Annotated in this window: 24 protein-coding genes; 15 read left to right on the plus strand and 9 right to left on the minus strand. The window is 38.3% G+C overall.

Going from position 1 to position 26,874, the window contains the following annotated elements:
- Positions 1–36: 36 nt before the first annotated feature.
- From gldC to ACFFIP_RS00165, 3 genes are all read left to right on the plus strand, one after another.
- Positions 37–387, plus strand: a complete 351-nt coding sequence (gene gldC / locus ACFFIP_RS00155; protein WP_382385530.1) for a gliding motility protein GldC — start codon at positions 37–39, stop codon at positions 385–387.
- A 308-nt stretch (positions 388–695) separates the two neighbouring features.
- Positions 696–3,575: a TonB-dependent receptor gene (locus ACFFIP_RS00160; protein WP_382385531.1), complete on the plus strand. Its 2,880-nt coding sequence runs from the start codon at positions 696–698 to the stop codon at positions 3,573–3,575.
- A gap of 16 nt (positions 3,576–3,591) precedes the next feature.
- A complete protein-coding gene (locus ACFFIP_RS00165) occupies positions 3,592–5,055 on the plus strand; it encodes a hypothetical protein (protein ID WP_382385532.1) in 1,464 nt (487 codons plus the stop codon).
- Positions 5,056–5,173: 118 nt separating this feature from the next.
- On the opposite strand, the gene ACFFIP_RS00170 is transcribed toward ACFFIP_RS00165, so the two are convergent.
- Positions 5,174–5,644, minus strand: a complete 471-nt coding sequence (locus tag ACFFIP_RS00170; protein ID WP_382385533.1) for a GNAT family N-acetyltransferase — start codon at positions 5,642–5,644, stop codon at positions 5,174–5,176.
- Between the two features lie 207 nt (positions 5,645–5,851).
- On the opposite strand from ACFFIP_RS00170, the gene ACFFIP_RS00175 reads away from it, so the two are divergent.
- Positions 5,852–6,262: an OsmC family protein gene (locus ACFFIP_RS00175; RefSeq protein WP_382385534.1), complete on the plus strand. Its 411-nt coding sequence runs from the start codon at positions 5,852–5,854 to the stop codon at positions 6,260–6,262.
- 120 nt (positions 6,263–6,382) lie between these two features.
- On the opposite strand, the gene ACFFIP_RS00180 is transcribed toward ACFFIP_RS00175, so the two are convergent.
- Genes ACFFIP_RS00180 through ACFFIP_RS00190 form a run of 3 tightly spaced genes read right to left on the minus strand, consistent with a single transcriptional unit; the run spans position 6,383 to position 9,573 of the window.
- Positions 6,383–7,066 carry a potassium channel family protein gene (locus ACFFIP_RS00180; RefSeq protein WP_382385535.1) on the minus strand — a complete coding sequence of 228 codons (684 nt, stop codon included), beginning with the start codon at positions 7,064–7,066 and terminating at the stop codon, positions 6,383–6,385.
- 9 nt (positions 7,067–7,075) lie between these two features.
- Positions 7,076–8,740, minus strand: a complete 1,665-nt coding sequence (locus ACFFIP_RS00185) for a cation:proton antiporter (RefSeq protein ID WP_382385536.1) — start codon at positions 8,738–8,740, stop codon at positions 7,076–7,078.
- Positions 8,737–9,573, minus strand: coding sequence for an adenine nucleotide alpha hydrolase family protein (locus ACFFIP_RS00190; protein WP_382385537.1), 837 nt, complete (start codon positions 9,571–9,573; stop codon positions 8,737–8,739). The genes ACFFIP_RS00185 and ACFFIP_RS00190 overlap by 4 nt, the downstream gene beginning before the upstream one ends.
- A 339-nt stretch (positions 9,574–9,912) precedes the next feature.
- Between ACFFIP_RS00190 and ACFFIP_RS00195 the strand changes: the two genes are divergently transcribed.
- The gene (locus ACFFIP_RS00195) at positions 9,913–11,397 is read left to right on the plus strand and encodes a potassium/proton antiporter (protein ID WP_382385538.1); all 1,485 of its coding nucleotides are present in this window, start codon (positions 9,913–9,915) and stop codon (positions 11,395–11,397) included.
- A 51-nt stretch (positions 11,398–11,448) separates the two neighbouring features.
- Here ACFFIP_RS00195 and ACFFIP_RS00200 read toward each other — a convergent pair whose 3' ends face one another.
- On the minus strand, positions 11,449–14,004 hold the full coding sequence (locus tag ACFFIP_RS00200; RefSeq protein WP_382385539.1) for a phosphoenolpyruvate carboxylase: 2,556 nt from the start codon (positions 14,002–14,004) through the stop codon (positions 11,449–11,451).
- Between the two features lie 232 nt (positions 14,005–14,236).
- Between ACFFIP_RS00200 and mbhE the strand changes: the two genes are divergently transcribed.
- From mbhE to ACFFIP_RS00245, 9 genes are all read left to right on the plus strand, one after another.
- A complete protein-coding gene (gene mbhE, locus ACFFIP_RS00205; RefSeq protein ID WP_382385540.1) occupies positions 14,237–16,540 on the plus strand; it encodes a hydrogen gas-evolving membrane-bound hydrogenase subunit E in 2,304 nt (767 codons plus the stop codon).
- Position 16,541: 1 nt separating this feature from the next.
- On the plus strand, positions 16,542–16,952 hold the full coding sequence (locus tag ACFFIP_RS00210; protein WP_382385541.1) for a Na+/H+ antiporter subunit B: 411 nt from the start codon (positions 16,542–16,544) through the stop codon (positions 16,950–16,952).
- 1 nt (position 16,953) lies between these two features.
- Entirely contained in the window at positions 16,954–17,307 is a 354-nt protein-coding gene (locus tag ACFFIP_RS00215; protein ID WP_382385542.1) for a Na+/H+ antiporter subunit C, read from the plus strand.
- Positions 17,304–18,827, plus strand: coding sequence for a proton-conducting transporter transmembrane domain-containing protein (locus tag ACFFIP_RS00220; protein WP_382385543.1), 1,524 nt, complete (start codon positions 17,304–17,306; stop codon positions 18,825–18,827). Before ACFFIP_RS00215 ends, ACFFIP_RS00220 begins: the two co-directional genes overlap by 4 nt.
- Positions 18,824–19,303 (plus strand): Na+/H+ antiporter subunit E, encoded by a 480-nt coding sequence (locus ACFFIP_RS00225; RefSeq protein ID WP_382385544.1) that lies wholly within the window; start codon positions 18,824–18,826, stop codon positions 19,301–19,303. Before ACFFIP_RS00220 ends, ACFFIP_RS00225 begins: the two co-directional genes overlap by 4 nt.
- Positions 19,300–19,578 (plus strand): cation:proton antiporter, encoded by a 279-nt coding sequence (locus tag ACFFIP_RS00230; RefSeq protein ID WP_382385545.1) that lies wholly within the window; start codon positions 19,300–19,302, stop codon positions 19,576–19,578. The genes ACFFIP_RS00225 and ACFFIP_RS00230 overlap by 4 nt, the downstream gene beginning before the upstream one ends.
- A gap of 10 nt (positions 19,579–19,588) precedes the next feature.
- Entirely contained in the window at positions 19,589–19,969 is a 381-nt protein-coding gene (mnhG, locus tag ACFFIP_RS00235) for a monovalent cation/H(+) antiporter subunit G (protein WP_382385546.1), read from the plus strand.
- On the plus strand, positions 19,966–21,111 hold the full coding sequence (locus ACFFIP_RS00240) for a lactonase family protein (protein ID WP_382385547.1): 1,146 nt from the start codon (positions 19,966–19,968) through the stop codon (positions 21,109–21,111). The genes mnhG and ACFFIP_RS00240 overlap by 4 nt, the downstream gene beginning before the upstream one ends.
- 379 nt (positions 21,112–21,490) lie before the next feature.
- Complete coding sequence (locus ACFFIP_RS00245) at positions 21,491–21,682, plus strand: cold-shock protein (protein ID WP_106565313.1); 192 nt, start codon at positions 21,491–21,493, stop codon at positions 21,680–21,682.
- Positions 21,683–21,751: 69 nt separating this feature from the next.
- Here the strand turns inward: ACFFIP_RS00245 and ACFFIP_RS00250 are convergent, their stop codons facing one another.
- Entirely contained in the window at positions 21,752–22,867 is a 1,116-nt protein-coding gene (locus tag ACFFIP_RS00250; protein WP_382385548.1) for an o-succinylbenzoate synthase, read from the minus strand.
- Between the two features lie 39 nt (positions 22,868–22,906).
- Between ACFFIP_RS00250 and ACFFIP_RS00255 the strand changes: the two genes are divergently transcribed.
- Positions 22,907–24,133, plus strand: a complete 1,227-nt coding sequence (locus ACFFIP_RS00255) for an S-adenosylmethionine:tRNA ribosyltransferase-isomerase (protein WP_382385549.1) — start codon at positions 22,907–22,909, stop codon at positions 24,131–24,133.
- Between the two features lies 1 nt (position 24,134).
- Here the strand turns inward: ACFFIP_RS00255 and ACFFIP_RS00260 are convergent, their stop codons facing one another.
- The 3 genes from ACFFIP_RS00260 to ACFFIP_RS00270 form a co-directional block, all read right to left on the minus strand.
- Positions 24,135–24,542, minus strand: a complete 408-nt coding sequence (locus tag ACFFIP_RS00260) for a LytR/AlgR family response regulator transcription factor (protein WP_382385550.1) — start codon at positions 24,540–24,542, stop codon at positions 24,135–24,137.
- Positions 24,543–24,787: 245 nt separating this feature from the next.
- The gene (locus tag ACFFIP_RS00265; RefSeq protein WP_382385551.1) at positions 24,788–26,104 is read right to left on the minus strand and encodes a PAS domain S-box protein; all 1,317 of its coding nucleotides are present in this window, start codon (positions 26,102–26,104) and stop codon (positions 24,788–24,790) included.
- A gap of 279 nt (positions 26,105–26,383) precedes the next feature.
- A complete protein-coding gene (locus ACFFIP_RS00270) occupies positions 26,384–26,662 on the minus strand; it encodes a hypothetical protein (protein WP_382385552.1) in 279 nt (92 codons plus the stop codon).
- Positions 26,663–26,874 lie beyond the last annotated feature (212 nt).

Genomic DNA, 26,874 nt, shown 5'->3' on the forward strand with positions numbered 1-26,874 from the left:
TTTTAGTAGATTTGTCACGAAAATATCTAAACTTCAATGAAAAATTCAGAAATAAAATTTTCGGTCCAATTAGATGAGAAAAACCTTCCTAAAACGATCAAATGGGATGCTACCGATAAAGAAGAAGGTGGAATGGAATCCACGAAGAGTATAAGTTTGAATGTTTGGGATAATCTAAACCACAGCACTTTAAGGATTGATCTTTGGACTGATGACATGTCAGTAGTGGAAATGAAAAGATTTTATATCGACATCCTTGGCGGAATGGCGCAGACAATTCTGAACAGCACCGGTGATGAGTACATGGCTGAAGAAATTAAAGACCTTTGTGACCGTCTTGTCAAGCACGTAAACGAAGAAAATAAAAAAACCAGTAACAGCAAATAATCTCAAATTCCTCGATGATCTGAGCCGTTTTAAAATACAAATTGCCCATTGAAAAGCATTAGACCAAAAAAATTCGATTCATTTTTGGATACTTGGTTTAACAAGAAAATTCAATGGGCATTTTTATGCCAAAATATTTTTCATTGAAAATGAGCAGGTTTCAAAAATTTCTTCGAGAAGGAATCAATAATCCTCAAATATTTTTATTGCATTTTTATTGATAATTAGGATTTTAATCTAAATTTCACAATTATTAACAATAGAATAAATTGGATAAAACTAATTCTACAATTAACCCAATATACCTTATGCAAAAATTTACTAAAAGTGTTTGGCAGACATTAATACTATTGTTTGTCGTAGTAATCATAGGGGCTACTGAGGTTCATGCCCAGTCCACTACCATCAGCGGTAGGGTCACTGAGGACATCACCAAAGAAACCCTTGTGGGAGTAAACATTATAGTTAAAGGAAGAATCATAGGTACTGTTACTGACCTGGACGGCAGATTCAGGCTGACAGTAAACCAAGCCCCTCCTTTCACCTTGGTGTTTTCAATGGTTGGCTTCTCTTCCAAAGAAGTTGAAATCACGCAAAGCACTTCCAATCTGGAAGTAGTGATGTCTGAACAGACCATGTTGGGTCAGGAAGTAGTAGTTTCTGCATCAAGGGTAGAAGAAAGTATTTTACAATCTCCGGTTTCAATCGAAAAAATGGATATCCTTTCCATCAGAGAGACCGCTGCTGACAATTACTACAAAGGTATCGCCAACCTCAAAGGGGTTGACGTCACTTCCTCATCTATCAATTTCCAGATTATCAATGCCCGTGGCTTCAACTCCACTGGTAATACACGTTTTGTTCAATTAACAGATGGTATGGATACGCAGGCTCCCGCTTTGAACTTCCCTATCGGTAACTTGAACGGCCCATCGGAATTGGATGTAGAAAGCGTTGAATTTATCCCTGGAGCTGCTTCTGCACTTTACGGCCCAAATGCTTTCAACGGTATCTTGTTGGTAAATTCCAAGAACCCATTTGAATACCAAGGCTTGAGTGCATTCTACAAGCAAGGAGTCAACCATATCAATGGAAGAGAAGGAGAACCTAGCAGTCCCCGTCCGATGTACGAAGGCTCCATCCGATATGCAAAAGCATTCAATAACAAGTTTGCTTTCAAATTGAACTTCTCCTACATGCAGGCCACAGATTGGCATGGAACTGACCAAACTGACCTTAGCCGTAGGGCACAGGGAGACCTTCCTTTCAACCCGGGAGCCAACAGAGTTCACGTATTTGGTGATGAAGTGGCCAACAATATTGGATTATTACGAAATGTAGCAGCTGTTCAACAGCAAGCAAATGCTTTAGGACTTGGCGGTTATTTGAACAGTATCCCGGATCAAGTAGTCTCCCGAACAGGATATGACGAAAGATTCTTAGTGGATTATGGCGCAAAAAATATCAAGTTCAACGGTGCACTCCACTATAGGATTACAGACAAAGCTGAACTTTCCTATACCATGAACTATGGTGCCGGAACTTCAGTCTATACCGGTGCTCAAAGATATTCTCTTAGAAACTTTGAAATCAACCAGCATAAAGTGGAATTGAAAGGTTCAAACTTCTTCTTAAGGTCATATGTAACCACTGAGAATTCAGGTGAATCTTATATTGCTGACCTTACCGGTGTAAACATCAACAACCAATGGAAAGACAACTCTCTATGGTTTGCCCAATATACATTGGGTTATATGGGCGCCCTTGCTCAGCAGGGTGTAGCACCGGGATCATTTGGTAACACACAACAACAAGCAGCAGCGCATAATGCAGCAAGAGGTGTGGCAGACCAAGGAAGATGGATGCCAGGTTCTCCTGAATTTAACAACGCAGCAGCCAACATCAAGAACCAATTTATCCCTCAAGGTTCATTGTTCAACGATAAATCCAGAATGTTCATGGCAGAAGGCCAATATGACTTCAGCAATCAAATCGACTTTATGGACTTGCAGGTTGGTGCACAATATAGAGTATATGATCTAAGGTCAAATGGTACCATCTTCGCTGATGTGGAAGGCAATGATATCACTATTGCAGAATATGGTGCTTTTGCCCAAGCAGCGAAGCGAATATTCAATGACAAATTGAAATTGACCGGTTCCATCAGGTATGACAAAAATGAAAACTTTGATGGACAGTTCAGTCCAAGGATTTCAGGTGTATTTACCCAAAAGAATCATAACTTCAGGTTATCTTACCAAACTGGCTTTAGAATGCCTACCACGCAGGGACAGCATATAGACCTAAACGTGGTTTCTGCTAGATTGATAGGTGGCCTTCCATTCTACAGAGAAAAGTATGACATCTTCAACAATGCCTACTCCCTAGCATCTGTCAACAGATACATCGCTGCAGTAGGTGCCGGTGCAAGCCCTGTAGCCCCTGCTGCAACAGCACTATTAGAGCCAGTTACTTCATTACCGGCATTGAGACCTGAGCAAGTACAATCCATCGAAGTAGGTTATAAAAGTTTGTTGGCTGACAACAAGTTGATGTTTGATTTTGCATACTATTACAACATTTACAACGATTTCATCACCCAAACAGCAGTAAGAAAAGCTCCGGGGCCGATCTTCCCTGTACCTGCTAATGCAGAACAATTGGCCATCAATGCTTTGAATGCCCCTACCCTATTGACCCCGATCACTACTCCTGGAAGTGAGAATACTTTCCAGACTTATACCAACTTGGTAGGTCAGGAAGTTAGGGCACATGGATTGGCATTCGGTATGATGTACAATTTACCGAAAAACTATACTTTCTCTGGCAACTACAACTTCAACAGACTGATCACTGAAATCGGTGAAGAGTTTTTATCAGAATTCAACACACCTGAGCATAAATTCAATTTGATATTCGGTAACAGAAAACTGACCAAAAATCTTGGTTTCAATGTAGCCTATAGATATCAAACCGGATTCAGATGGGAATCTTCATTTGCAATAGGTGATGTACCTGCAGTAGGAACTGTTGATGCACAGATGAGTTATAGAGTAAGTTCATTGAAATCAATTGTCAAATTCGGTGGTTCAAATATTTTGAACAACAGATATATCCTGAACTTTGGTGGCCCTACAATCGGTGCTATCTACTATGTGTCCATCACATTTGATGAGTTGTTCAAATAATCCTAAAGCCTGATTTATGAAATTTATAAATAGAATAAAATACCTAGTAGTACTTGGCTTCTTAGCCTCTTGTAGCTACGAATTCCCTGCTCCGGACATTCAAGAACCAACCTCGGGTTCAGCAGATATGTCCAAGATTATAAGTGTCGGCAACTCCCTGACAGCTGGTTTTATGGATGGTGCCCTGTATACCAGAGGTCAGCAAAATTCATTTGCAGTGATTTTGGCTGACCAGGCTAAAGTTGTAGGCGCAGGAGATTTCAATGTTCCTGACATCAATTCTGTCAACGGTTATTATGCCATGGGACCTCAGGGACCTTTGGGCAGATTGGTGTTACGTGTTAACCCGACCACAGGTGCTGCTGCTCCTGCCCCAATTGGACCCGGAGAATTACCTGCACCGTTCACAGGGAACAAGGCTGCTTTGAATAATTTTGGAGTTCCTGGAATTACATTGGGAACGGCCTTGACTCCTCTTACAGGTGGCCCGGCATCAGCAGAAAACCCCGCTTACAATCCTTTGTACGCCAGATTTGCCAGCAATCCAGGTACTTCCACAATAATTGGGGATGCAGCTACAGCCCTGGGAAATGGCGGTACTTTCTTTACTTTCTGGCTGGGTAATAATGATGTTTTGGGATATGCAATAGGTGGAGCTTCCAACCCTGCTATCCTTACTTCAGATGCTGACTTCACGCAAAGACTTGGACTTGCTTTGGGGGCTATGCTACAGGCTAATGCCCAAGCCAAAGGGGCGGTTGCCAATATTCCGAGCCTAGCAGTACTACCTTATTTTAACCTGGTTCCGTGGAATGCGCTTCCTTTAGATGCAGGTACAGCAGCTGCTGTCAACCAAGGATATGCACAATACAATGGAGGTCTTTTGCAATTACAGGCAATGGGTGCTATTACTGCTGAAGAAGTAGCATTAAGAACGATCAACTTTACTGCGGGTCAAAATGGATTTGTTATGCATGACAAGCATCTCACCGATCTGACCCAATATGGCCTGCCTTCCATCAGACAATCCAATAATACTGATAAGGCTACTTTAACCCTTTCACAAGCTCTTGGACAGCCAGTTGGTGGTGATCCACAGCAAGTTAGAGGTGTTAGCTCTCCGGTTGAAGATTCATTTGTATTGACCAAAATTGAGCAAGATGAAGTTTCTGGCAAAATTACAAGCTTCAATAATATCATAGCTGCTGCAGTTCAGTCTAATGCGGAGAGATTGGTATTGGTTGATGTAAATGCGCTTTTAACCAGAGTGCTTCAAGGCCAGGTAAGTTCTGGAGGTGTAGGCCTAACCGCTTCCATTGTTCCACCTAATGGCGGATTTTCTTTGGATGGTGTTCACCCTAATGCAAGGGCACATGCCTTTGTTGCCAATGAATTCATCAAAGCAATCAATCAAAAATGGGGCGCCAATATTCCTATGGCGAATCCTAATGCTTACATGGGCAATGACTTGCCAATGTAAATTACTAGATCGAAAATACAATAACCACTTACGATCCGAAAGCCACCTCTCAGGAGGTGGTTTTTTTATTTCCTCATATACTTCCTTATAATTGCCATCTTTTTTCAAATAGCCCTTTTCATCTTCTGAATTTGTTAAGCCTCATGTTTTCAAAAAAATCAACTGCCTTTAACCGCATTGGCGTGACCGGTCCATAAAAATCAAAAGTATCCCCCACTACTTTTGCCCCAAATTGTAATAATAGTTTTAAGGTCACATCGCGGGCATCTATATGAACTTCCTGAGCACCTTGTTGGAATAGATCACTTAAACAAACTTGTGCTAATTTTCTACCCAACCCTTTCCCTCTCCACTGAGGATGAACGGCATATCTCCCCCAATGCCATAAATCTTCCTCTTTCCAGGCGATGGACAATCCAATCAATGAATCTCCATTAAAGATCCCCCAAGAAATTTGCGGGAATATCTTTACCGGTAGGTAGTCTACTGGAATTTGTTGCTCTTCAAAAAAAACTTTTTGCATCAATAAAAGAGCATCAATAAGATGATCATCGGATAAAACTTCGATATTTAAAGATAAACTGCTCATTTTAAATGAAGATAAAGTTTAAATTTAATAAATTGAACATTTCCAATTTCAAGAAATTATATAAACAAAGACAAAATTATCGGACAAGTTTGAGGAAGATTTTGTAATCGTAAAATTTTAAATAATTGAAGTTTCTTATTGATTTGACATAACCTTGATTTCAGGAAAAATTAAAAACTATTCATAATCACAACAAACCAATTAACAATGAAAAGAAAAGCAACAGCCGTTTGGCAAGGAACAGGAAAAGAAGGAAAAGGTCACTTAAGCACACAGACTGGTGTTTTGGATAAAACCCAGTATTCCTTTAGCTCTCGTTTTGAAGATGGAAAAGGAACCAATCCTGAGGAATTAGTAGCCGCAGCACATGCTGGGTGCTTTGCTATGAAGCTCAGTTTTAACCTGAGTAATGCAGGTTTTACCCCTCAAGAGCTTCATGTCGAAGGAACTATAACTTTTGAAGAAGGAACCATCAAGCAATCAAAGTTGGATTTGAAAGCAAAAGTGGAGGGAATTGATGCTGAAAAATTTGCTGAATTGGTTAAAGATGCAGAGCAAAATTGTCCGATTTCAAGGTTATTGAAAACAGAAATCGTGGTAGAATACACCTTAAATTGATCCCATATTCAATGAGATTGTATCATAAGTCAAATGAAGGCCCTGAAATTTGGCTATATGAAATTTGATTCAGATACCTGGCATAATAAAAAAGAGGCTGTCCCAACTTATGAGACAGCCTCATTGTTTTTTTGTAGAAAATGAGACCAATTTTGCAATAACCACTGCAGGATAAAGTATCCCTACCACAGAGAGAAACGAAGACAGCATTTTTGAGGAGATATTTACTGGATGAACATCGCCAAATCCAACTGTACTCAAACTCACCAAACTGAAATAAATATAATCGCCAAAATCTTCATCTCTACCAGTCAATTGGATATTCCCCTCAATAGAATTTCCTGTTGTCAATTGAATCACTTCCATGGCAAATGCTCCTATTAATGCAAGTGAAAGATAAACATTCACAGCACCAATTATCCTATATGCATTGACTTCATCATCTCTGAAGAGTAGCCGGAAATTGATGAGCATAAATAGTGCAAAATTTAAAATTACCACAATTCTTTCCAACAGGTAAAATTCAAATGGGTTATCTCCAAATCTTACTAACCGGAGTGAAACATGTAAGGTTAGCATGGTGATGGATGCTATTACAAAAACCTTCTCTCTCGCGGAAAAAATACCGATAAAAAACAAAATAATAAACATGAGGTTCAAGAACAACGCATTATCAGTCTCTCTATCTATCAGCACTGGCAGTATAAAAACAATGACCAATAACATTAGCAGGAGAGAAATAAAAGACACATCTGATTCCCAATATTTTTTGGTACTTTCAAAATAAGCATTGATTTTTTTCATAGAGCAGAATTATTGATTTTTTTGAAGAACCGGATTGAGGTAATCATTAAAAAAATTGGTAGCCGCCAATTGATAGGGAATTACGATACCTTCAATACCTTCTTCTTTTAGTAAATATTGGTCAATTTTCTGAAGAGCAGTGTGGTATATACTTCCCTTAAACCCAAGTCTGCCCAGCCTTTTTACCAAATGAACTGCAAATTCAGCATTTGGAACAGTATTGATAATACATTTCACATGTTGAAGAGGGATACGGTCCAAAAGCTCAGGGTCCTCCAAATCACCATAAATAACAGATTTATTTTGTTCTTGGAATTCACGCACTACCTGTGGATCGAAATCTACACCAAAATATTTGGCCGATGATTTTTCTTCGATTCTCTTGATAATTTCAGTTCCAAACCTTCCCAGTCCGATCACAACAATTTCAAATGGATTTTGATCTCTAGCCATCCGGTCTTTTCCTTCCTTTATGTGTCGTTTTTCGAAAACACCCAAGATAGGTGCTAGGAAATCATACAGTGGATAAGAATATAAAATCATATAGGTAGATAAAGCAATTGTAATTAGTCCAACCAATGTGATCAGACCCAATACTTCTTCGTTGATATGCCCTACAGCCAGTCCTAATCCTGCAAAAATCAAAGAAAACTCACTGATTTGGGCTACAGTCAAACCCGCCAGAAAGGAAGTCCGCTTTCTATATCCCATTATACCCATGATGACAAGTACAATCAGGGGATTACCAATGAGGACAAATAGTGAGAAAATTATTGAGGAAGGAATTTGCTCCCCGATCAAAGATAAATTAAGATTAGATCCCAGGTTTACAAAAAAGAAGAGGAGCAAAAAATCCCGTAAACTGACCAGTCTACTACTGATAACATCTTTATAGGGAGAAGAGGCTAGGGTAACTCCTGCCAAAAAAGCTCCAACCTCTGCACTGAAACCAATCAATTCACTTATTGCCGCCATTGCTACTGCCCATGCTATTCCAAATAAGGTCAACAATTCAATAGATCTTGCCAAAAATAATGTTATCCCAGGTACAAAATATCTCATCGCCAGAAAAGTAAACCCAACAAAGATCATGGTATAAATCAGTGTCAATCCGATTTCAACACCTATGAGTGAATCCCCTGCCCTGTTTAAGGTAGACAAAATGATCATGACGAGAATTACCACGAGATCCTGCACTATTAAAAAACCAACTGCTATCTGACCATGTAAGGAATCAATTTCTTTCTTGTCTGACAAGAGCTTTACGATGATAATGGTACTTGAAAATGTCAAAGCCACAGCAATGTAAAAGCTTTCCATACTGGAAAAACCAAGTGCTATTCCGATTACATATCCAAAAAGTGATGTAAAAATGACCTGCCCAATACCTGTCATCAAGGCAATCTTACCGATGGATTTGATCAATCTAAGGTCTAATTTCAAGCCTACAATAAACAAAAGTATAGCAATGCCAATATCTGCCAAAAGATGGATTTGTTCTTTAGATTGAACAATATCCAAGAAGGAAGGGCCCACCAGAACACCTAAAAAAATAAACATTACAATCAAAGGCTGTTTCAATAACTGACCAATTATGCCCAATAAAGCTGCAAAAAACAAAATAATGGCAAACTCCATAAAAGGGCTAGTGGACAATTCATTCAAACAGGTCATAAGGGTAAAATAATTAAAGGAATTGAACCATCATATACTAGATCATTGATCAGGAATTTCCTAAATAGTTTATCCATAAAAGTTCTACCTCCTTTCTGTATCAGCAGGATTTTATTTTCATTTGACTGAAAAAAAGATTTGACCTGAGCAAAAACATTCATGCCAGAAAATACTGCCATTTCCTGCTGCAGCCCTGTATTAGTCCTTTTGATCAAATATTCCAAATAATCATTTAGATCTTCCACTTGCTCTCCTTCTTTAGCAATACTGATCCATTTCAAAGTATTGACTGTGTCTGGTACAATGTCCAATAATTGATGCAATGCTTCTATATTAAAATCAAATTCAGGATGGACAGTAATAATGATTTCATTTGGGGTAAAATTCTTCAAACTTTTAGGTAATGCGAATGTGACAATATCCAATTTTTCAATCACTTCATTGACCATACTGCCAATAAATATCTGCTTCAGTTTCCCTCCACCCTTCAGCCCCATTATTATAAAAATGCGCTCATCTTTAGGGATTTTTGTAAGATAATCCACAATTGAATGATCCAAAATCTCAAATTTCACATGCTCATTGTCCGGAAAAATTTCATTCTTCAATTGAAACCATTTGTTTAAGATATCTCTTTTAACCCCATAGGAGATCTTAAGCCTCATGTCTTTGCTGGTCAAAGTAGGAACTAAAAGATCCAGCTGATGAAGCACACGAACCTCGAAGTCCCTGTCTGCAATCCAGGACTTCGCAAATAACAGTTCAGTTTTAGAATATTCTGAAAAATCCAGTAGGATGTATAATGTATGCCTTTTTGTTAGTAATCTCTCCATAAAAACAATATAAAAATTAATACTGAAATTCCATATTTAGCAGTTCCTGTCTTTACAGTAAAACTTTTTTAAGAAAAAATCAACCATTCCCAAAAGCCCACATGAAACTTAAATGCTGTCCTAATTGTATTTTTTTAAACATACTCTGGTTTTAGTAAATGAAAACGGAACCCTTGTTTTGAAGATTCGTCTCAAATTAGGAGAATTCTACCTTTTACCAGTCCATAAAAAAAATTGCTTTTCAAAAACTAAAACAAACATACTTATGAGTTTTATTTAGCTTTGTTGACTTGTTCGGAAATATTAATTTTAACCTCGACTCTTTGATTATCCTTTATTATGAACTTGACAACTGAAAACATTCTTTTTATAGGATCTATCTTGCTTTTTTTGAGCATTTTGGCTGGAAAGACATCTTATAAGTTTGGAGTACCTACACTTATTTTGTTTCTGGGAATTGGGATGATTGCCGGAACTGATGGCTTGGGAATCCAGTTTAACAATCCGAGCATAGCTCAGTTTATCGGAATAGTTTCTCTTAATTTTATCCTTTTTTCAGGTGGTCTGGATACCAACTGGAAATCTATCAAACCCGTACTCGGGCAGGGAATAGTCTTGTCCACCATAGGAGTGTTGATTACTGCGGTATCTCTTGGCGTGTTTTTTTGGTACATCTCAGACTTTTCCATTTATGAATCCCTCCTTCTTGGTGCCATTGTATCTTCCACCGACGCTGCTGCAGTGTTTTCCATCCTCAGGTCAAAAAGCCTCGCACTAAAATATAAATTAAGATCAACACTGGAACTCGAAAGTGGTAGTAACGACCCCATGGCCTACGTTTTGACCATTGCATTTTTGGGTCTTGTTATGAATCCGGAAACCTCATTTTTGTCCCTTCTGATCTTATTTCTCCAACAAATGATATTGGGTGCTATTCTTGGACTAGCCTTCGGTTGGCTCAGTAAAATAGCCATTAATAAAATCAATCTGGGTTTCGAAGGACTTTATCCTGTTTTGTTAATTTCCTTGATGTTTATCACTTTTTCATTTACTGATTTCTTGGGAGGAAATGGATTCCTCGCTGTCTATCTTTGCGCAGTATATATTGGAAACCAGGACTTTATTCATAAAAAAACTATTTTGAAACTTTATGACGGATTGGCTTGGCTAATGCAGATTGTGCTGTTCCTTACCCTTGGGCTTCTTGTCAATCCAAATGAAATGATACCTTTAGCAGGATTAGGTCTGGCAGCTTCTCTTTTCCTTATTTTTGTATCAAGGCCACTGGGAGTGTTTATCAGTATGCTGCCCTTTAAAATGAAAAATAGAAGGAGATGGTATATTTCATGGGTTGGCCTCCGTGGAGCTGTTCCAATTGTATTTGCCACTTACCCGCTTATTGCTGGCATAGATAAGGCTCCGATTATTTTCAACATCGTATTTTTCATATCGGTAACATCTGTATTAATCCAAGGCACCACCCTTTCAAAAGTTGCGGAATGGTTGAAAGTTGCTTTACCTGAGAAAGTTAAACCGATGTCACCATTGGATACATTTTTACGAGAAGGACCTAAAACAGCCATGGTTGAAATCCATATTCCTCAGGATAATGACATTATCGGTAAAAAAATTCTGGAACTGGGATTTCCAAAAAATGCCATCATAGCCATGTTAAAAAGGGATAATAAATACCTAACTCCAAATGGCACAACTGAAATTCTAGGGGGTGACATGCTTGTAGTTCTGGCAGAAACCTATGACAACCTGAGTAAGGTGTATGAGGTTTTGCATCTTCCTCTGCCAGATTTTCATGATGAAGAATAAAAAAAGCCCGAGAGAAAAATTCTTTCGGGCTTTTTTTGAATAAAAAGAAAATTAAGCTGCGTTCCGTGCCGCATTGATAATGCCAAACATGGTCCTCAAAATCAGTTTTTGCAAAACAGGGTCATCCACTCCTTTTTCCAACATGGTCTGGATAGCGTACTGCTGAATAGTAATGACAGGAAGCACGATCTTTTCACGGATTTCAATAGATTCCTTAGAGGTCGGATTGTCTTGCAACAAAGTATCCATGCCCGAAACTTCCAGCAACAACCGGATAGTTCTTTCATATTCATCAAACATCAATTGCCAAAATTCTGCATACTGTTTGTTCTTTTTTAAATAAGCCGTGGCTTCATAAAAAGATTTGGCCAATGACTGCATTGAGTTCCCTAAGAGGGATCGGAAGAAAAGCGAATCATTATACAACTGTTTCGATGCTTCAAATTTCCCTTCCTTCTTTAAGGATTCCAATGCCGCTCCTACACCAAAAAAACCTGGAATATTCTGCTTCATTTGTGCCCATGAACCCACGAATGGAATAGCCCTAAGGTCATCAAACTTCAAGCCACTATCCTTTCCTCTCTTCAGAGGCCTGGAACCTATATTGACCTGACCGAAATACTTCAAAGGGGTAACGTGTTCCAAATATGGTAAAAACTGGGGATGGCTTTTGAAATCTTTATAGAAATTGTATGAAACCTCTGCCATTTCATCTATAAGTGCTCTTTGATAGGCATTCAATGTCTTCTCAGGAGACGGATATAGCTCATTTTCCACTCCTGCACAGAGCAATTGTTCAAAATTGTAACTGCAAGAGGCTGGTTTCCCATAATTCGACGATATTGTCTGACCTTGAATGGTCACCTGGATTTCCTGGTTTTCCACTTGTGGGCCATGCGAAGCATAGAAATTGTGCATATTTCCGCCTCCCCTAGCCGGAGGTCCTCCTCTACCGTCAAAAAAGATAACATGCACGTCATATTTCCTCGAAATCTTACTCAGCTCTTCTTTGGCACGTAAAATGGACCAGTTCGCCCTGATATATCCTCCATCCTTGGTCCCGTCCGAAAAACCCAACATGATCGTCTGCTTGGATTTCCTGTTCCTAAGATGATTCCTGTAACTCTCATGCTGATACAACTTTTCCATAATAGCAGGAGCTTCAGCCAAATCATCGATGGTTTCAAAAAGCGGCACTATATCCAATGGCAAATCTTCTTGGCCTTTGCCCAATGTCAACCTAGCCAATTGGAAAACTTCCAATACATGCAAAGCTGACTGACAGTTTGAAATGATATAACGGTGCAGCCCGTCTTCCCCATTGTTTTGCTGCACAGTTTTAATGGCATCAAAGGACTTGAGCATTTCTTGATGAAACTCATCCTTGATTTTTTTGGTATCCGGTAATCCTTCTATTTCGAGCAGGAATTTGATTTTCTCTTCTTCGCTAAGCCGATGATAGGTTTCTAAAGCTTCTTTCCCAATCTGCAGTTCCATGATTTCATCCCATAAACCATCATGCTTACGACTATCCTGTCGGACATCCATATTGGCAAAATGAAAACCGAAAATCTTTACTTTCAGGATAAATTCGTCCAGCTGCTCCAAGAAAAGTCCCTCATGATATTCAATCAATCCTTTTCTTGCTTCCATCAGATCAAACAGTAATTCCTCTTTGCTGTTGTAGTAGTTTTGGTCCTCAAATAAGGAATTGAAAAGACCATTCTCTACCTTCAGCATAATAGGTTCTACATTTTTGAAGGTCAATCTCCTTCTGATTTTTCTTACATCCCTATAGTAACATCTCAGAATCCATTTTTGAAGTCTTTCCGCAACCTTTACCGTAATATCATGGGTTACAAATGGGTTACCGTCCCTATCCCCTCCAGGCCAGAAGCCTACTTTCAATAAGCCCGGATTGTCCCATTCATGAAGGGGAATTTCAAGCATATTGAGCAATCTGGTCATGATATCGGGAATACTATGATAAAAAACATTTACCAAAAACCAGATCAAACTGACAGCCTCATCCAAGGGCGTTGGCTTGTCTTTATTGATAAACCCGGTCTTTCCAAGTTGCTGCAAAAGCAGGTTGATATTACCCAAATCATTGGAACGTATGGCTGATTCCAAATCCGTGATGATGCCGAGCACATTGCCCGGATAAAATTGAGTAGGGTGTGCCGTCAAGGTCAATCGAACAGAGAAATTTCTCAATTTCTCAATCAAGGCCTCACGCTTTCGGTCATTGTCTACCCTGGCAACTAGGGCAGCAACACTACCTTTACCCTTTAAATCATGGATTTTCTCAAAAGCAGCATCTTCTATGGAGTCAAACAATACAACTTGCCGTTCCACATATTGGACCATTTTGAACAATAAATCATGCCGCTCGGCCTTTGAGTTTTTGGACATCATTTCTTCAAAGAATCCTTCTATAATTTCTTTGGGAGTCCTTCCCTTATCAAAACCTTCCTGGCACTTGCTCGCTAAAATAGGCAATAGAGTTCCTGTCCTATGGATATCACTAAAAGGAAGATCTAAAAATAAACTATTATAAATGGTAAACCTTTTGGCTACTTCGGTTTGGTAATTGTTTTTAGACATAATAGGCTTAATGGTTATTGAGAATGTGAATTTAAGAAAAAATAACCAAACGGATTAATTTTTATCATTTTGACCAAAAAAACACATAAAAATTACATTAATCAAAACATTACCTTTTCATTATTATACTATCCTGAAAGAGTTCAGGTGTTTTTCATAAAAATGCTAACTGCTCCCCCCCATTTTTTTTGTATTTTACAGGCCATTTACATCTTTGAATCAAAATACCCTTATGATCATAGCTATTTTGTCGGGTTTTATTTTAGCTGGTTTCACACCCCTTTTAAGCCGATATGCGAAAAAGGTAATTCCGCAGATTTACCCGCTTTTACCGTTAGGATTGTTCCTGTACTTTTTTCAATTCGTCTTTGGAATCAAAGCCGAAGAATTTATTCCTTTTCCTTATGAATGGATACCCAGTTATGGAATTGACTTAAATTTCAGACTGGATGGGTTATCCTTGCTTTTTGCCCTTTTGATCACAGGAATCGGAACATTGGTATTCTTTTATACCTCCTATTATCTCAAAGGGCATACCTATCTCGATAGATTTTATGGTTATTTGGCCATGTTCATGGCATCTATGCTTGGTCTAGTCCTATCAGACAACCTGATTACCATGTTTGTTTTCTGGGAACTGACCAGTATCACCTCGTTTTTTCTGATCGGATTTAACAATGAAGAAGCTTCATCCAGAAAATCAGCCATGACCGCTTTAGGTATTACAGGACTTGGGGGATTGGTTTTATTGGGTGGTTTGATCTGGATGGGCTTTATTGGAAACAGCTTTTCATTCACGGAATTATTATCATCCCCTGAAATACTGAAGGAACATTCCAGTTATTCTTGGATCATCTTTTTGATTTTTATAGGTGCCTTTACCAAATCAGCGCAGTTTCCATTTCATTTTTGGCTTCCAGGTGCCATGAAAGCACCAACTCCAGTAAGTACCTACCTTCATTCTGCTACCATGGTCAAGGCAGGTATCTACTTGCTGGCAAGATTCACTCCTTTGTTGGGTGATACGCTACTTTGGAACGGGACACTGATCGTAGTAGGAGGAATAACCATGGTCTATGCCGCTGCACATTCCCTTTTCAGGACTGATTTAAAAAGTATTCTGGCTTACTCGACCATTTCTGCTTTAGGTATTTTGGTTTTTTTAATAGGTGTTGGAACAAAAGAGGCTTTGCTTGGGGCAGTTCTTTTTATCTTAACACATGCCTTGTATAAGGCAACACTTTTCTTGATCACGGGAATTATTGACCATGAAACAGGCACAAGAGATGTAACCCGCCTTGCCGGATTGCAAAAAGTCATGAAACCAGTCGCTTTTGCAGGCTATGTAGCTGCCTTTTCCAGTGCAGGAATTCCTTTGTTTTTGGGTTTCATCAGTAAAGAAGTGATGTATGAAGCAACCTTCCACTTTGGTGGCTATGCAATTGTATTGACTTCTTTACTGGTTCTAACGAAGATTTTCTTATTTGTAGCAGGTTTTTGGGTGGGAGTAAAACCTTTCACTGGTAATTTGCCGGAACCCTTCAAAAAAGTACACTTGCCCAGTCCACTCCTTTGGGTACCTCCAGTACTGATGGCTACTTTGTCCGTAATTTTCGGTGTTTTCCCATTTCTTTTAGACAACTTCATGCAGGCTGTTTACAGTAACCTTTCGACTGATCCTACAGGAATACATCTGGCCATTTGGCATGGATTCCATTGGATAATCGTCTTGAGCTTGCTGACATTGGTATTGGGCTTTGGGATCTATTATATGCTCAAGCCTTCTGAGGCGTTGGGTAAAAAAGTAATGAGGTTTGACAGTTTTGCCCCTATCCAACTCAGTGAAAATTTAGGAAATGGCTTTGGGGCTTTTGCGAAATACTGGACCGGTTTCTTTCAAAATGGTTATTTAAGAAATTATGTGATTACCATTTTACTCTTTCTGACATTTTTAGCGGGTTACCGTCTCCTGTATGGTGTGAATATCCATTTGGATTGGAGCCAAATTTCCCAAATTACCCCTTCCGAATTTATCGTAGTGGTTCTTATGGTCACTTCTATATTTTTTGCGCTTTTTGCCTCGACTAGAACAGGTGTAATTGTGGCTTTAGGGATTATAGGTTTGGCTAACTGCCTGTTTTTCCTATACTACTCTGCACCCGACCTGGCCATGACACAATTTTCAATCGACACCTTGACCGTATTATTGTTCATGCTGGTTTTGTTCCGCCTGCCTAAAAACAAAACCTTCTCTTCCAAAAGGATCCGAATCAGAGATGCCATCCTTTCCATTCTTTTCGGAACCCTCATTTCCGTATTGGCATTGGAGGTATTTGAAGCACCTTCATCTTCTGAAATTTCTGACTATTATGCAGAAAATGCCTATCTATTGGCTAAAGGCAAAAATGTAGTCAATGTCATCCTCGTAGATTTTCGGGGATTTGATACCATGGTAGAATCCGTAGTTTTGGTCATAGCTGCCTTGGGTGTTTTCAGCCTTTTGAAACTTGACCTTAATCCATCTAAAAAAGACTGAAATGAAATCATTGATATTTAAAACTGCAGCCACGTATTTGCTGCCTTTACTCTTACTATTCTCAGTTTTCATCTTGCTTAGGGGCCACTATCTTCCAGGAGGTGGATTTGTAGGAGGACTCATGGCAGCATTGGCTTTTATTTTACACTCATTTGCCTTTGGATTAAAAGAAACCCAAGGCATAGTCAAACTTAATCCAAGGTACTTGATGCCTATTGGGCTTGCCCTGTCCATAGTATCTGCTTTAAGCCCATGGATAGTAGGGCTTCCTGTTATGACAGGCTTATGGTTTGAGGAACCACTCAGACTTATCGGAATGGTTGGATCAGCCCTGTTTTTTGACATTGGTGTTTATTTGGTAGTGGTAGGCTCTACACTTACCATCATGTTTTCAATTTCTGAAACCATCTGATATGGAATTACTATTGATATTGATAATCGGTCTTTTACATGCTGCCGGCATCTATATGCTTTTAAGAAGAAGTATGTTTAAAATGATCATTGGACTGATCCTTCTAGGAAATGGGGTGAATTTACTGATCTTCCTATTGGGAAAATTAGTCAAAGGACATCCTCCTGTCATTGACGAAGCATCAAAGGTTTTTTCTGAAATCTATGCAGACCCTTTACCCCAGGCACTAATCTTAACTGCCATCGTGATCGGTTTTGGCCTACAGTCCTTTGCTATAATTCTGATCAAAAGAGTGTATAAAGTCCTCGAAACAGATGATCTGGACGAGTTGAATTCAACTGACGAAGAAATATGAGTAATATCTGGATAGTTTCTCCCATCCTATTCCAATTGGCCTCAGCTGTCACGCTGTTGTTTTTTTGGAGTAATACCAAAATCCAAAAAACTTTGAGCATACTGCTTTCTCTGATCAACTTGGGGATTGTGGTCACGTTATTCACTTTAGTCTATCAAAATGGAATCCAGGTCACCCAAGCTGGAAATTGGCAGGCTCCTTTCGGGATAACCTTTGTAGCAGATGCTTTTGGTATCACCATGGTCTTATTGACAGCTATTGCAGGATTTGCCGTTTCCATATTTTCATCAGGAACCATGTCCGAAGCTAGATTGAAATTTGGCTTTTTCCCAATGCTGCACTTCTTATTGATGGGGCTCCAGGGAGCCTTCCTTACTGGGGACATCTTCAACCTGTATGTTTGGTTTGAAGTCATTATCATTTCTTCTTTTGTGTTGATTACAATGGGAGGAAAAAAAGCACAGTTAGAAGGAGCGATCAAATACGTGGCCTTAAATCTTTTGGCCTCTGTATTTTTCCTCATTGGTATCGCTTTTCTATATGGTCTGACAGGTTCCTTGAATATGGCCGATCTGGCGATCAGTGTCAAAAATATCGATAACAGAGGATTAGTACATGTGACGGCAAGTTTGTTTTTGGTAGCCTTTGGAATAAAATCTGCTGTTTTCCCTCTCTACTTTTGGCTACCTGCCTCCTATCACACCCCACCACCTGCAGTAGCTGCCATATTTGGAGGTTTGTTGACCAAAGTAGGGGTTTATGCCATGGTGAGAACTTTTACCCTGATATTCGTTGGGGATGAGTTTTTGGGCATCATCTTGTCTGTTATGGCCGCTTTGACCATACTTTCAGGAGGTCTTGGAGCCCTGACACATGAACACTTGGGTAAAATTTTCGGCTATTTGATCATTTGCCATATCGGTTTTATGATGGCCGGTCTTGGTATGATGACAGAAATCGCCATTGCAGGAACCATCTTTTATCTGGTACATGACATCATGGTCAAGACCAATATATTTATGGTTTCGGGACTCATACTCAAGATAAACGGTACTCAGAATATCAAAGAATTGGGCGGGATGTATAAATCTTACCCTCTGCTGTCACTTCTGATGGCCATTCCCATGTTTTCCTTGGTGGGGATTCCTCCCCTATCAGGTTTCTGGGCAAAATTGTTCTTCATTCAAGGGGGCTTGGAAGCCAAAGAATATGTATTAGTGGGTTTTGTAATCCTTGGATCTTTTCTTACCCTTTGGGTAATTGCTAAAGTATGGGCAGAAGTTTTCTGGAAACCCGGAAAAGATCTTCCGAAAAAAGCCATAGGAACATACTTCCATCAGTTGGGAATAAAGGAAAAAGGTGTAATAATCTTTCCCATCTTTCTTTTATCTCTTATTTCCCTTTATATAGGTTTCGGAGCAGAGCAAATCATTGTCTTATCAAAGCAGATTGCTTCCGAATTAGTGAATCCATCTTTGTATATTGAAACTGTGTTGGGACAAAAAACCTTGAATCCATGACCAAATCACTCTTCTTAAGCAATATTTTACTGGCCGTAGTATGGTTATTTGCCACAGGAACATTGACAGAGGAAAATTTTGTCTTTGGTTTCCTGATCAGTTTCGGGATTCTTTGGATCATCACGGTCAACAGGAAGGACAACAAATATTTTACCATATTGCCCAATGTGGTCCTTTTCCTTTTTTACATACTCTGGAAAATAGTACTTGCCAATTTACAAACTGTCAAGGAGTCCCTTTATTCCAAATCAAAATTATCTCCCGCTATCATCAAGTTTCCCTTAGAGGCGGAAAGTAATCTGGAAATCACCTTCTTGGCAAACCTGATCTGTCTAACTCCGGGAACAATGGTGTTGGATGTCTCCGATGACAAGAAAGTCATGTATGTGCACGTGATCCACTGTGAGGATAACAAATCTTTTATCCAAGGGGTTAAAAAAGATTTTGAAAAACGTTTATTAGAATTAATGAGATGAGTCTTCAGGAATACTATAATTATATACTTCTTCCCATTTTGGGATTGTCGGTTATTTTGGTCTTTATACGATTTCTGAAAGGTCCAAGTATAGCGGATAGGGTTATCGCACTTGATATGCTGATCTTGACCTCAATTGGGATTATTGCTGTTTACAGTATGCAGAATGATCAAAGTACATTTTTGGATATTGCCATGTTACTCGCTTTGATAGCATTCCTAGGTACGGTGGCATTTGCTTATTTTATGGAACAAAGAGAAAAAAACGATGAATGAGATTTTGATCATGATTTTATCAACAATAGGTGGGTTGTTTGTGCTTTCAACAGCGATAGCCATGCTGAGAAAACCAGATGTCTATCTCCGGATCAATGTCACCACTAAAGCCGCCACATTAGGTTTAGGCCTGATATTGGCTTCAGCGGCCATTTATTTTGAAGATTATTCTGTGACTACCAGGGTTATTGCCATTATTTTATTTATCTTCCTTACTGCTCCGATTGGAGGGCACATGTTGATGAGATCTGCCTATTTTACAAAAACACCTGTCTGGAAAGGAACAAAAATAGACGATCTGTCCGGGAAATATGACCCCGTGACACATGAGTTATATAGTGAAGATCAAAATAGTCCTGAAAGTAATGACAAATCCGATGGAATAGCATGAATAAAAAACTAATTCTCTCAACCCTGCTTCCTGTCTTATTCCTCATGATCCAGGCATGTGATGAATCCCCTCAAGAAGAAATGATGGAAGAAAAATACACCTTTCTCATTGGAGCTTATACTGATAACGAGAGTCAAGGAATTGGATTTTTGACCTTTGATCCGGAAAACAATCTATTACAGGCTTCAACAATTGCTGCCGGAATTATCAATCCTTCCTTTGTCATCACCAACAAGGCCCAGACTTTGGCCTTTGCTGTGGAAGAAACTGATGGTGAAAAAGGCGGCAAAGTCAAATCCTTTTCATTGGACAGGCAAACCAATACCATGCAATTATTGGACACAGAGGATACCTTCGGTGCTCATCCATGTTACCTTAGCCTTGACCCAAAAGAAGAATTTCTCATAGTCGGGAATTACAGTGGTGGAAATTTTTCTGCCTATAAAATTGAGGACGGAAAATTAAACCACGTACAAACTTATCAACATGAAGGTCAAAGCATTAACCCTTCCAGACAGGAAAGTGCTCATGTTCATAGTGTTGTGTTCCACCCAAGTGGAAAATATCTTTTGGTAGGTGATCTGGGAACTGACAAAATCCATGTTTATGACTTCAATCCTACCTTTGCTGTTCCTTTCAACAATGCCGATACTCCTTATCACGAAGTGGAAGCTGGGGCTGGACCTAGACACCTTGTAGTCCACCCTAGCGGATCCCCCGTCTATTTGGTACACGAGCTGTCAGCCGAACTTGGCGTTTATACTTTCAATAATGGTGAAATGGCGAGAACTCAGACAGTCTCCCTTACGGATGATGATTTCATAGGAGAAGTAGGTGCTGCAGAGGTACGCATTTCACCGGATGGCAAGTTTGTATATGCATCCAACCGTGGCGATGCTAATGATATCACAGTTTTTGAAATTGAAAATGAAGGAAAACTTAAATTTGTGGAAAGGGTCAAAACAGGTGGAGAAATGCCCAGGAATTTTATCATCACCAAAGATGGAAATTACCTTTTGGTAGCCCATCAGGCTTCTCATACCATCACAGTTTTCGAACGGAACCAACGCTCAGGAAAGCTGTCCAAAATTGACCTGGAGACAAAATACCACAAACCTGTGTATTTCTTTGGGTTAGATTAAATTCAAAAAAGAAATTTCCTGCCTTTACCGCAATTTTATCTTAAGAGAGTGGTTTGTGAAGAAAAAATAAACTGAATTGATTCTCTAATCAGGAAGAAAAATCTATTTGGAGTATTGGTTATTTCTTGACTAATAATTCATTTAACCTATTTTTTGATCAAAATCAAAACTCCATAACTATCATATCAAAATTGGAATTAAGGACATTTTCCTCCTTTTGATATCCACTTTATTCCTATATTTTCTTATAGACAATTCGGTTTTGTAAAATAAATTTTGGTCTTCTGTAGAAAATACTTTAAAAATATTTCAAGACATTAGTTATTTATGTAAAAACTATCCTTACCTTTGGATATTATTAATTCAATTACAATTTATCATGAACACAGGAAAAGTTAAATTTTTTAATGAGTCCAAAGGATTCGGTTTTATCATTGACAACGAGTCTTCAAAAGAGTATTTCGTTCACGTAACAGGTTTGATCGACGAAATCAGAGAAGATGACGAAGTTACATTCGACCTTAAAGAAGGAAGAAAAGGCCTAAATGCAGTGAATGTAAAAGTAGTTTAATCTATATATACACATTGACATCTAGTATTAAAGCCCCGAAAATTTCGGGGCTTTTTTTGTGCTTGGAATTTATTTTTCTTTCACCTCGAAACCAGGAATTTCTCCCCATGGGTTAGTTTTTTCATAATAAATCTGACCATTTCGAATCGATAAAGGTGAATCAATATTATTGTAATACAACTGACCTGTTCCAAGTCCTTGTGGCATGGTCACGGAATAAGTGGATGTAAATTGTGAAATAGCATTCAGGCCAATATTTGCTTCAAGTGCAGAAGTCATCCACCAGCTTATTCCCATAGACTCTGCCAGTTCAATCCATTCCCTACTTGACCGTATTCCACCAAGAAGCGTTGGCTTAAGGATGATAAATTGAGGTTTAATGGCTATCAATAGCTCTCTTTTTGCTTCAATTCCATCGACACCTATTAATTCTTCATCCAGGGCAATCGGCAATGGTGTAGATTCACACAAGTTGGCCATTTCCTTAACCTGACCCTGCTTGATGGGCTGTTCAATACTGTGAAGATCAAAAGAGGAAAGTATGTTCAATTTTTCGGCGGCGGAATCTGAATTAAAAGCACCATTGGCATCTACTCTTAAGACAATTTCTTTTGCTGTATATCTCGACCTGATATATCCCAATAAAGCACACTCCTGATCAAAATCAATGGCACCAATTTTCATTTTGATACAGTCATAGCCTTCTGAAAGCTTTTTATCAATTTGTTCGAGCATAAAATCTTTATCTCCCATCCAGATCAAACCGTTAATGGGAATGGGGCTACCTTTATCATAAAAGGCATTATCAAATATCTTTTTAACACCACCATACTTAAGGTCAAGCAGAGCTGTTTCAAAAGCAAATCGGATACTGGGAAACTTTGCAGGAATCATGGCTGAAACCCAATCGAGTAATTCATTTTCATGCACAGGAAGATCTTGACCTGATAACTTGGTGCAAAATTTGGCCAATTGTTCTTCGAAATCAGGAACATCATCAATACTCAAGCTGGGCAATGGTGCAGCTTCCCCCCAACCTTTGATCTCAGAATTATTCTGCTCAAGGGCCAAGACAAAATAAGTTGTCTTTTCTGTCAGCACGCCCCTGGAAGTGCCCGCCTCAAACCTAAATTTCAAATGATGTGGAAAGTACTTGAATGTAATCCCTTTTAATATTGCTGTCATTCGGTATATATTTGCCCCCTGTTAGAAAACACCTTAAAGATGTTCAAAGAAACTGAAATAGAAGAAATCAGATTATCTGACTACGAATATACCCTTCCTGAAGACAGAATAGCAAAATTCCCATTGGAAAAAAGGGATGAATCAAAGCTTCTTCACTACAGGAATGGGAAAATCTCTCATCACCGTTTTTTTGAACTTCCTGATTTCATACCCTCAGGGAGCATGATGGTATTCAACAACACCAAGGTGATACCTGCCAGGATGATTTTTCAAAGAGAAACCGGCGCCAAAATCGAAATTTTTTTACTTAAACCAATTGCTCCCCATTCGGTCATCAATGAGATCATGATCAATACTGAGTCCGTGACTTGGGAAACGATGATCGGTAATCTCAAAAAATGGAAAGAAGGAGAAATTTTACAAGGAGAAGTTGACATCCAAGGACAACAATGTATCATCAGTGCCAAATTGGTAGATCGGGAAACTAAGGCTGTCCAGTTCAACTGGACTGGTAACAATATCCCTTTTGTTTCAATTGTAGAAGCTTCAGGAGAGGTCCCGCTTCCTCCGTATCTTAACAGGAAAGCGACTGAAGAAGATAAACCTAGATACCAAACTGTCTACTCCAAAAAAGAAGGTGCTGTGGCGGCCCCCACCGCTGGTTTACACTTCACTCCACTAGTATTGGACAAGCTCCACGAAAAAGGCATAAAACAAGAGTTTTTGACATTACACGTAAGTGCAGGGACTTTCCAGCCAATCAAAAATGAAAAAGTCACCGAGCATGCCATGCACAGTGAGCAGATGGTAATAGAGCTGGAAACTGTAGAAAGACTGGCAAACCATCAGGAAAAAATCATTGCAGTAGGTACTACCTCTATGAGGTCACTGGAAAGCTTATATTGGTTTGGGGTAAAATTGATCTTGGATCAGGACAGTCATTTTATGATTTCTAAGTTATACCCTTATCATCATCAAAAAAATGAGCTCCCTTCAAGAAATGACAGTTTTAGGGCTGTACTTGATTATATGCAGCAGAATCAACACAAAGAGATTACTGGATCTACAGAAATATTTATCATGCCAGGGTATGATTTCAAAGTCTGCGACGGTTTGATCACCAATTTCCATCAACCATCTTCCACTCTTATACTTTTGGTTGCTGCTTTCACTCATGGTGATTGGAGAAAAATTTATGATGAAGCGCTTAAAAATGGATATAGGTTTTTAAGTTATGGAGATAGCAATTTGTTGTGGAGAGGATAAATTACTCTCCATTTCCAGATCCCAATTTATGAATACCATTAAGTAAATTCTGGAAATAAGTCCTCCCCACTGGAATGCTGTCTTTGCCAACGACAAGCTCTCTGGCATTAATGGTATTGATTTCATCAACCCTGGCAATGTAGCTTTTATGGATTCTGATAAAATCATTGGAAGGCAAGACTGATTCAAACTCCTTCAAAATGTTACGCAAGGAATACACTTCACTTCTTGTGACCAAGGTGGTGTAATTGCCATCACCTTTCAGCCACATAATATCCGTAAATTTAACTTTAACTAAATTGCCTTTATTTCTGACAAAAATTGCATCTTTGACCAAAAGCTTATTTTTTGGTTCTTTAGACCCATTGCCGTTTGAAGTTGATTTGAACCCTTTAATCAATTCTTTCATACCCTAAACTAAGTTTTGACTAAAGAACAGATAAGGAAAGGAATTGTTTATTTTTTAGGCCGAATAACCATTTCAAACTTTAAAAAAAAGGTTCTAGAATATTTTTCAGATGTATAAATCATGAACTTTACCAAATTCAAAGTTGTCGTGAGAAAAATCAACATGAAAAAATTGATATCATTAATACGTATTATTAATGTTTTACCCAATTCAACTTAGTCAAATAACCTGACCAATCAATATACTTAATCTAAATCTGACACTTGTTTAGAATTGTTTCTGATGGTCTGATCCAGTTCCTGGGCCAATGGCTTCAAATAAGAAAAGTATTTCTTATTCTCTTTATCCAACTGATTCTTGTCAATTAGTTCCAATAAGCCTAAAATCGAAGATAGAGGTGAACGGAGCGTGGTGGATTGGGTATGTAAAATCTCCCTCATGAGCCTGTTTTGATGATGAAGCTTGTGGGAATTTATTTTCTCCTCATGAATATCCTTGCATGCGTATACAAAGCCAATGATTTTCTGATCAGAACTTACTAAAGGGAAAAATTTATGAGAAAACCAGATTTTTTCCCCGTATTTCTGCTGTAAAACATCTTTTTCAAAGTCAATTCGATGACCTTCAAATATCTTTTCAACATGTTTCAGAAACTCTTCATCCATTCCTTCCATCAGATAAGACAAAAATTTATCTCCGATTTTCATGCTTTTGGAAAAATGGCATTTCACTAGTTTTTCGGCTTTTGAATTGAAGCCTAAAATCCTTAGATCCTTTCCAACAAAAAATATATTCTCTTCAGCATTTTCAATAATCGTCTGCAAAGTAAAATTCACCTGTTTATACTCTTGGGAAAGTTTTTGTACTTCTGAAATATCTTTGAGCACAATATCCAATCCCGCGGGCCTTGGAATAACATAAACTTTGTACCAGCGTCCATTAACAGTACTAAAGTCTTCAAATACCCTTAAAGTCTTAGATTCTTTTGCTTTCTTAAACTCCAAAGCATACTTGTATATATTTTGATCAGGGTAAATTTGCCAAATACTTTTTCCTAAGAGATTTTCTTCTTTTTGGTTGAAATAGTTCTCTGCCTCATCATTGGCAGAAACTATTTCCCAAGAATGATCCAATTGCATATAAATGTCCGTGATCGGATTGACACTTTTTGGAAATGAAGACTCATTATGCCCTATCTGATAATGATTGGATTTAGGATGGCCCAAACCCAAAATTCCAGAAAAATCCCCCTCCTCATTTTTCAAAACTGAAAATTCCCACTTGATCAGACTATTGCCATGCAAAAATTCCACCTGAGTGTTATGGTTGGGCTTTTCAATGACACTCATCAATAAATCGTGAATATCTGCTTGGAAACCTTTCTTCAAGGTTTCTGAAAAATTCTTTTCAAAAATTTCTGTGAAACTGGTATCAAAAAGCTGTTCGAACTTTTTGCTGGCATAATATACCTGTCCTTCAATGTCCAAAACACAGACATAGATCAAATCTGAATTTTTGAAGAATGCCGGAACTATGGCTTCTATTTCTTTAACTTTCAACATGTAATAGACTGTAGAGAAAGGCAATGAGCGTAATAACTGGTGACTCAATGAATCTGTAAAATTATGATAATACTTAAAAAAATATACTTTTGAATAAATTTTTTTTTTAAAATATAATTCCAGTGTTGACAGGAAAAGTGTATCAAAATTTCGAATAGATTTTTTTACGGTTTACAGTTTATTAATTGAATTTCATGAATATGGCAAACTAAACATATGTTTGAAAAAAAAGTACAAATGGTAGGTTAACTCAATTTAAGTAATTTTGAATGCTAGTTTTTAAGCCATGATTCTGTTCACATAAACAGCTGCTTCTGACAAATATTGATCAAGATCGGAATAGTTAATTTCTTTGACCAGCATAATCAATATGTGGGCAAATTCCTGCTTACATAATGAAACACAAAAGGAAAAACCTTCTATTTCACATTGGACTATCCTTTTTTCATCAAAAATACGGGTAAGACTGGATTTTTCTTTAGACCTGATAATCAATTTATCTTGATCTTTCTCATTGCTGATAATAGAATATGTTCCGTGTATGGTTGTAATAATCATTTTGGTAAAAGTTTAATCATTCAGTATTTCTTATAATTGATATAATCTATTTCAACTTTATTTTTATATATCGTAAAGATACCCTGAATAGGCTGATTAGAAAATACCCTGTACAGGGTATTTTTACCATGAAATATTAAATTTAATATTTAATTAATGATAATTATTTCTAATCCAGCATTTTTTATTTCACAAAAAGTAGATTCCAATAT

The sequence above is a fragment of the Fontibacter flavus genome, assembly GCF_042432905.1.
Lineage (GTDB): Bacteria > Bacteroidota > Bacteroidia > Cytophagales > Cyclobacteriaceae > Fontibacter > Fontibacter flavus.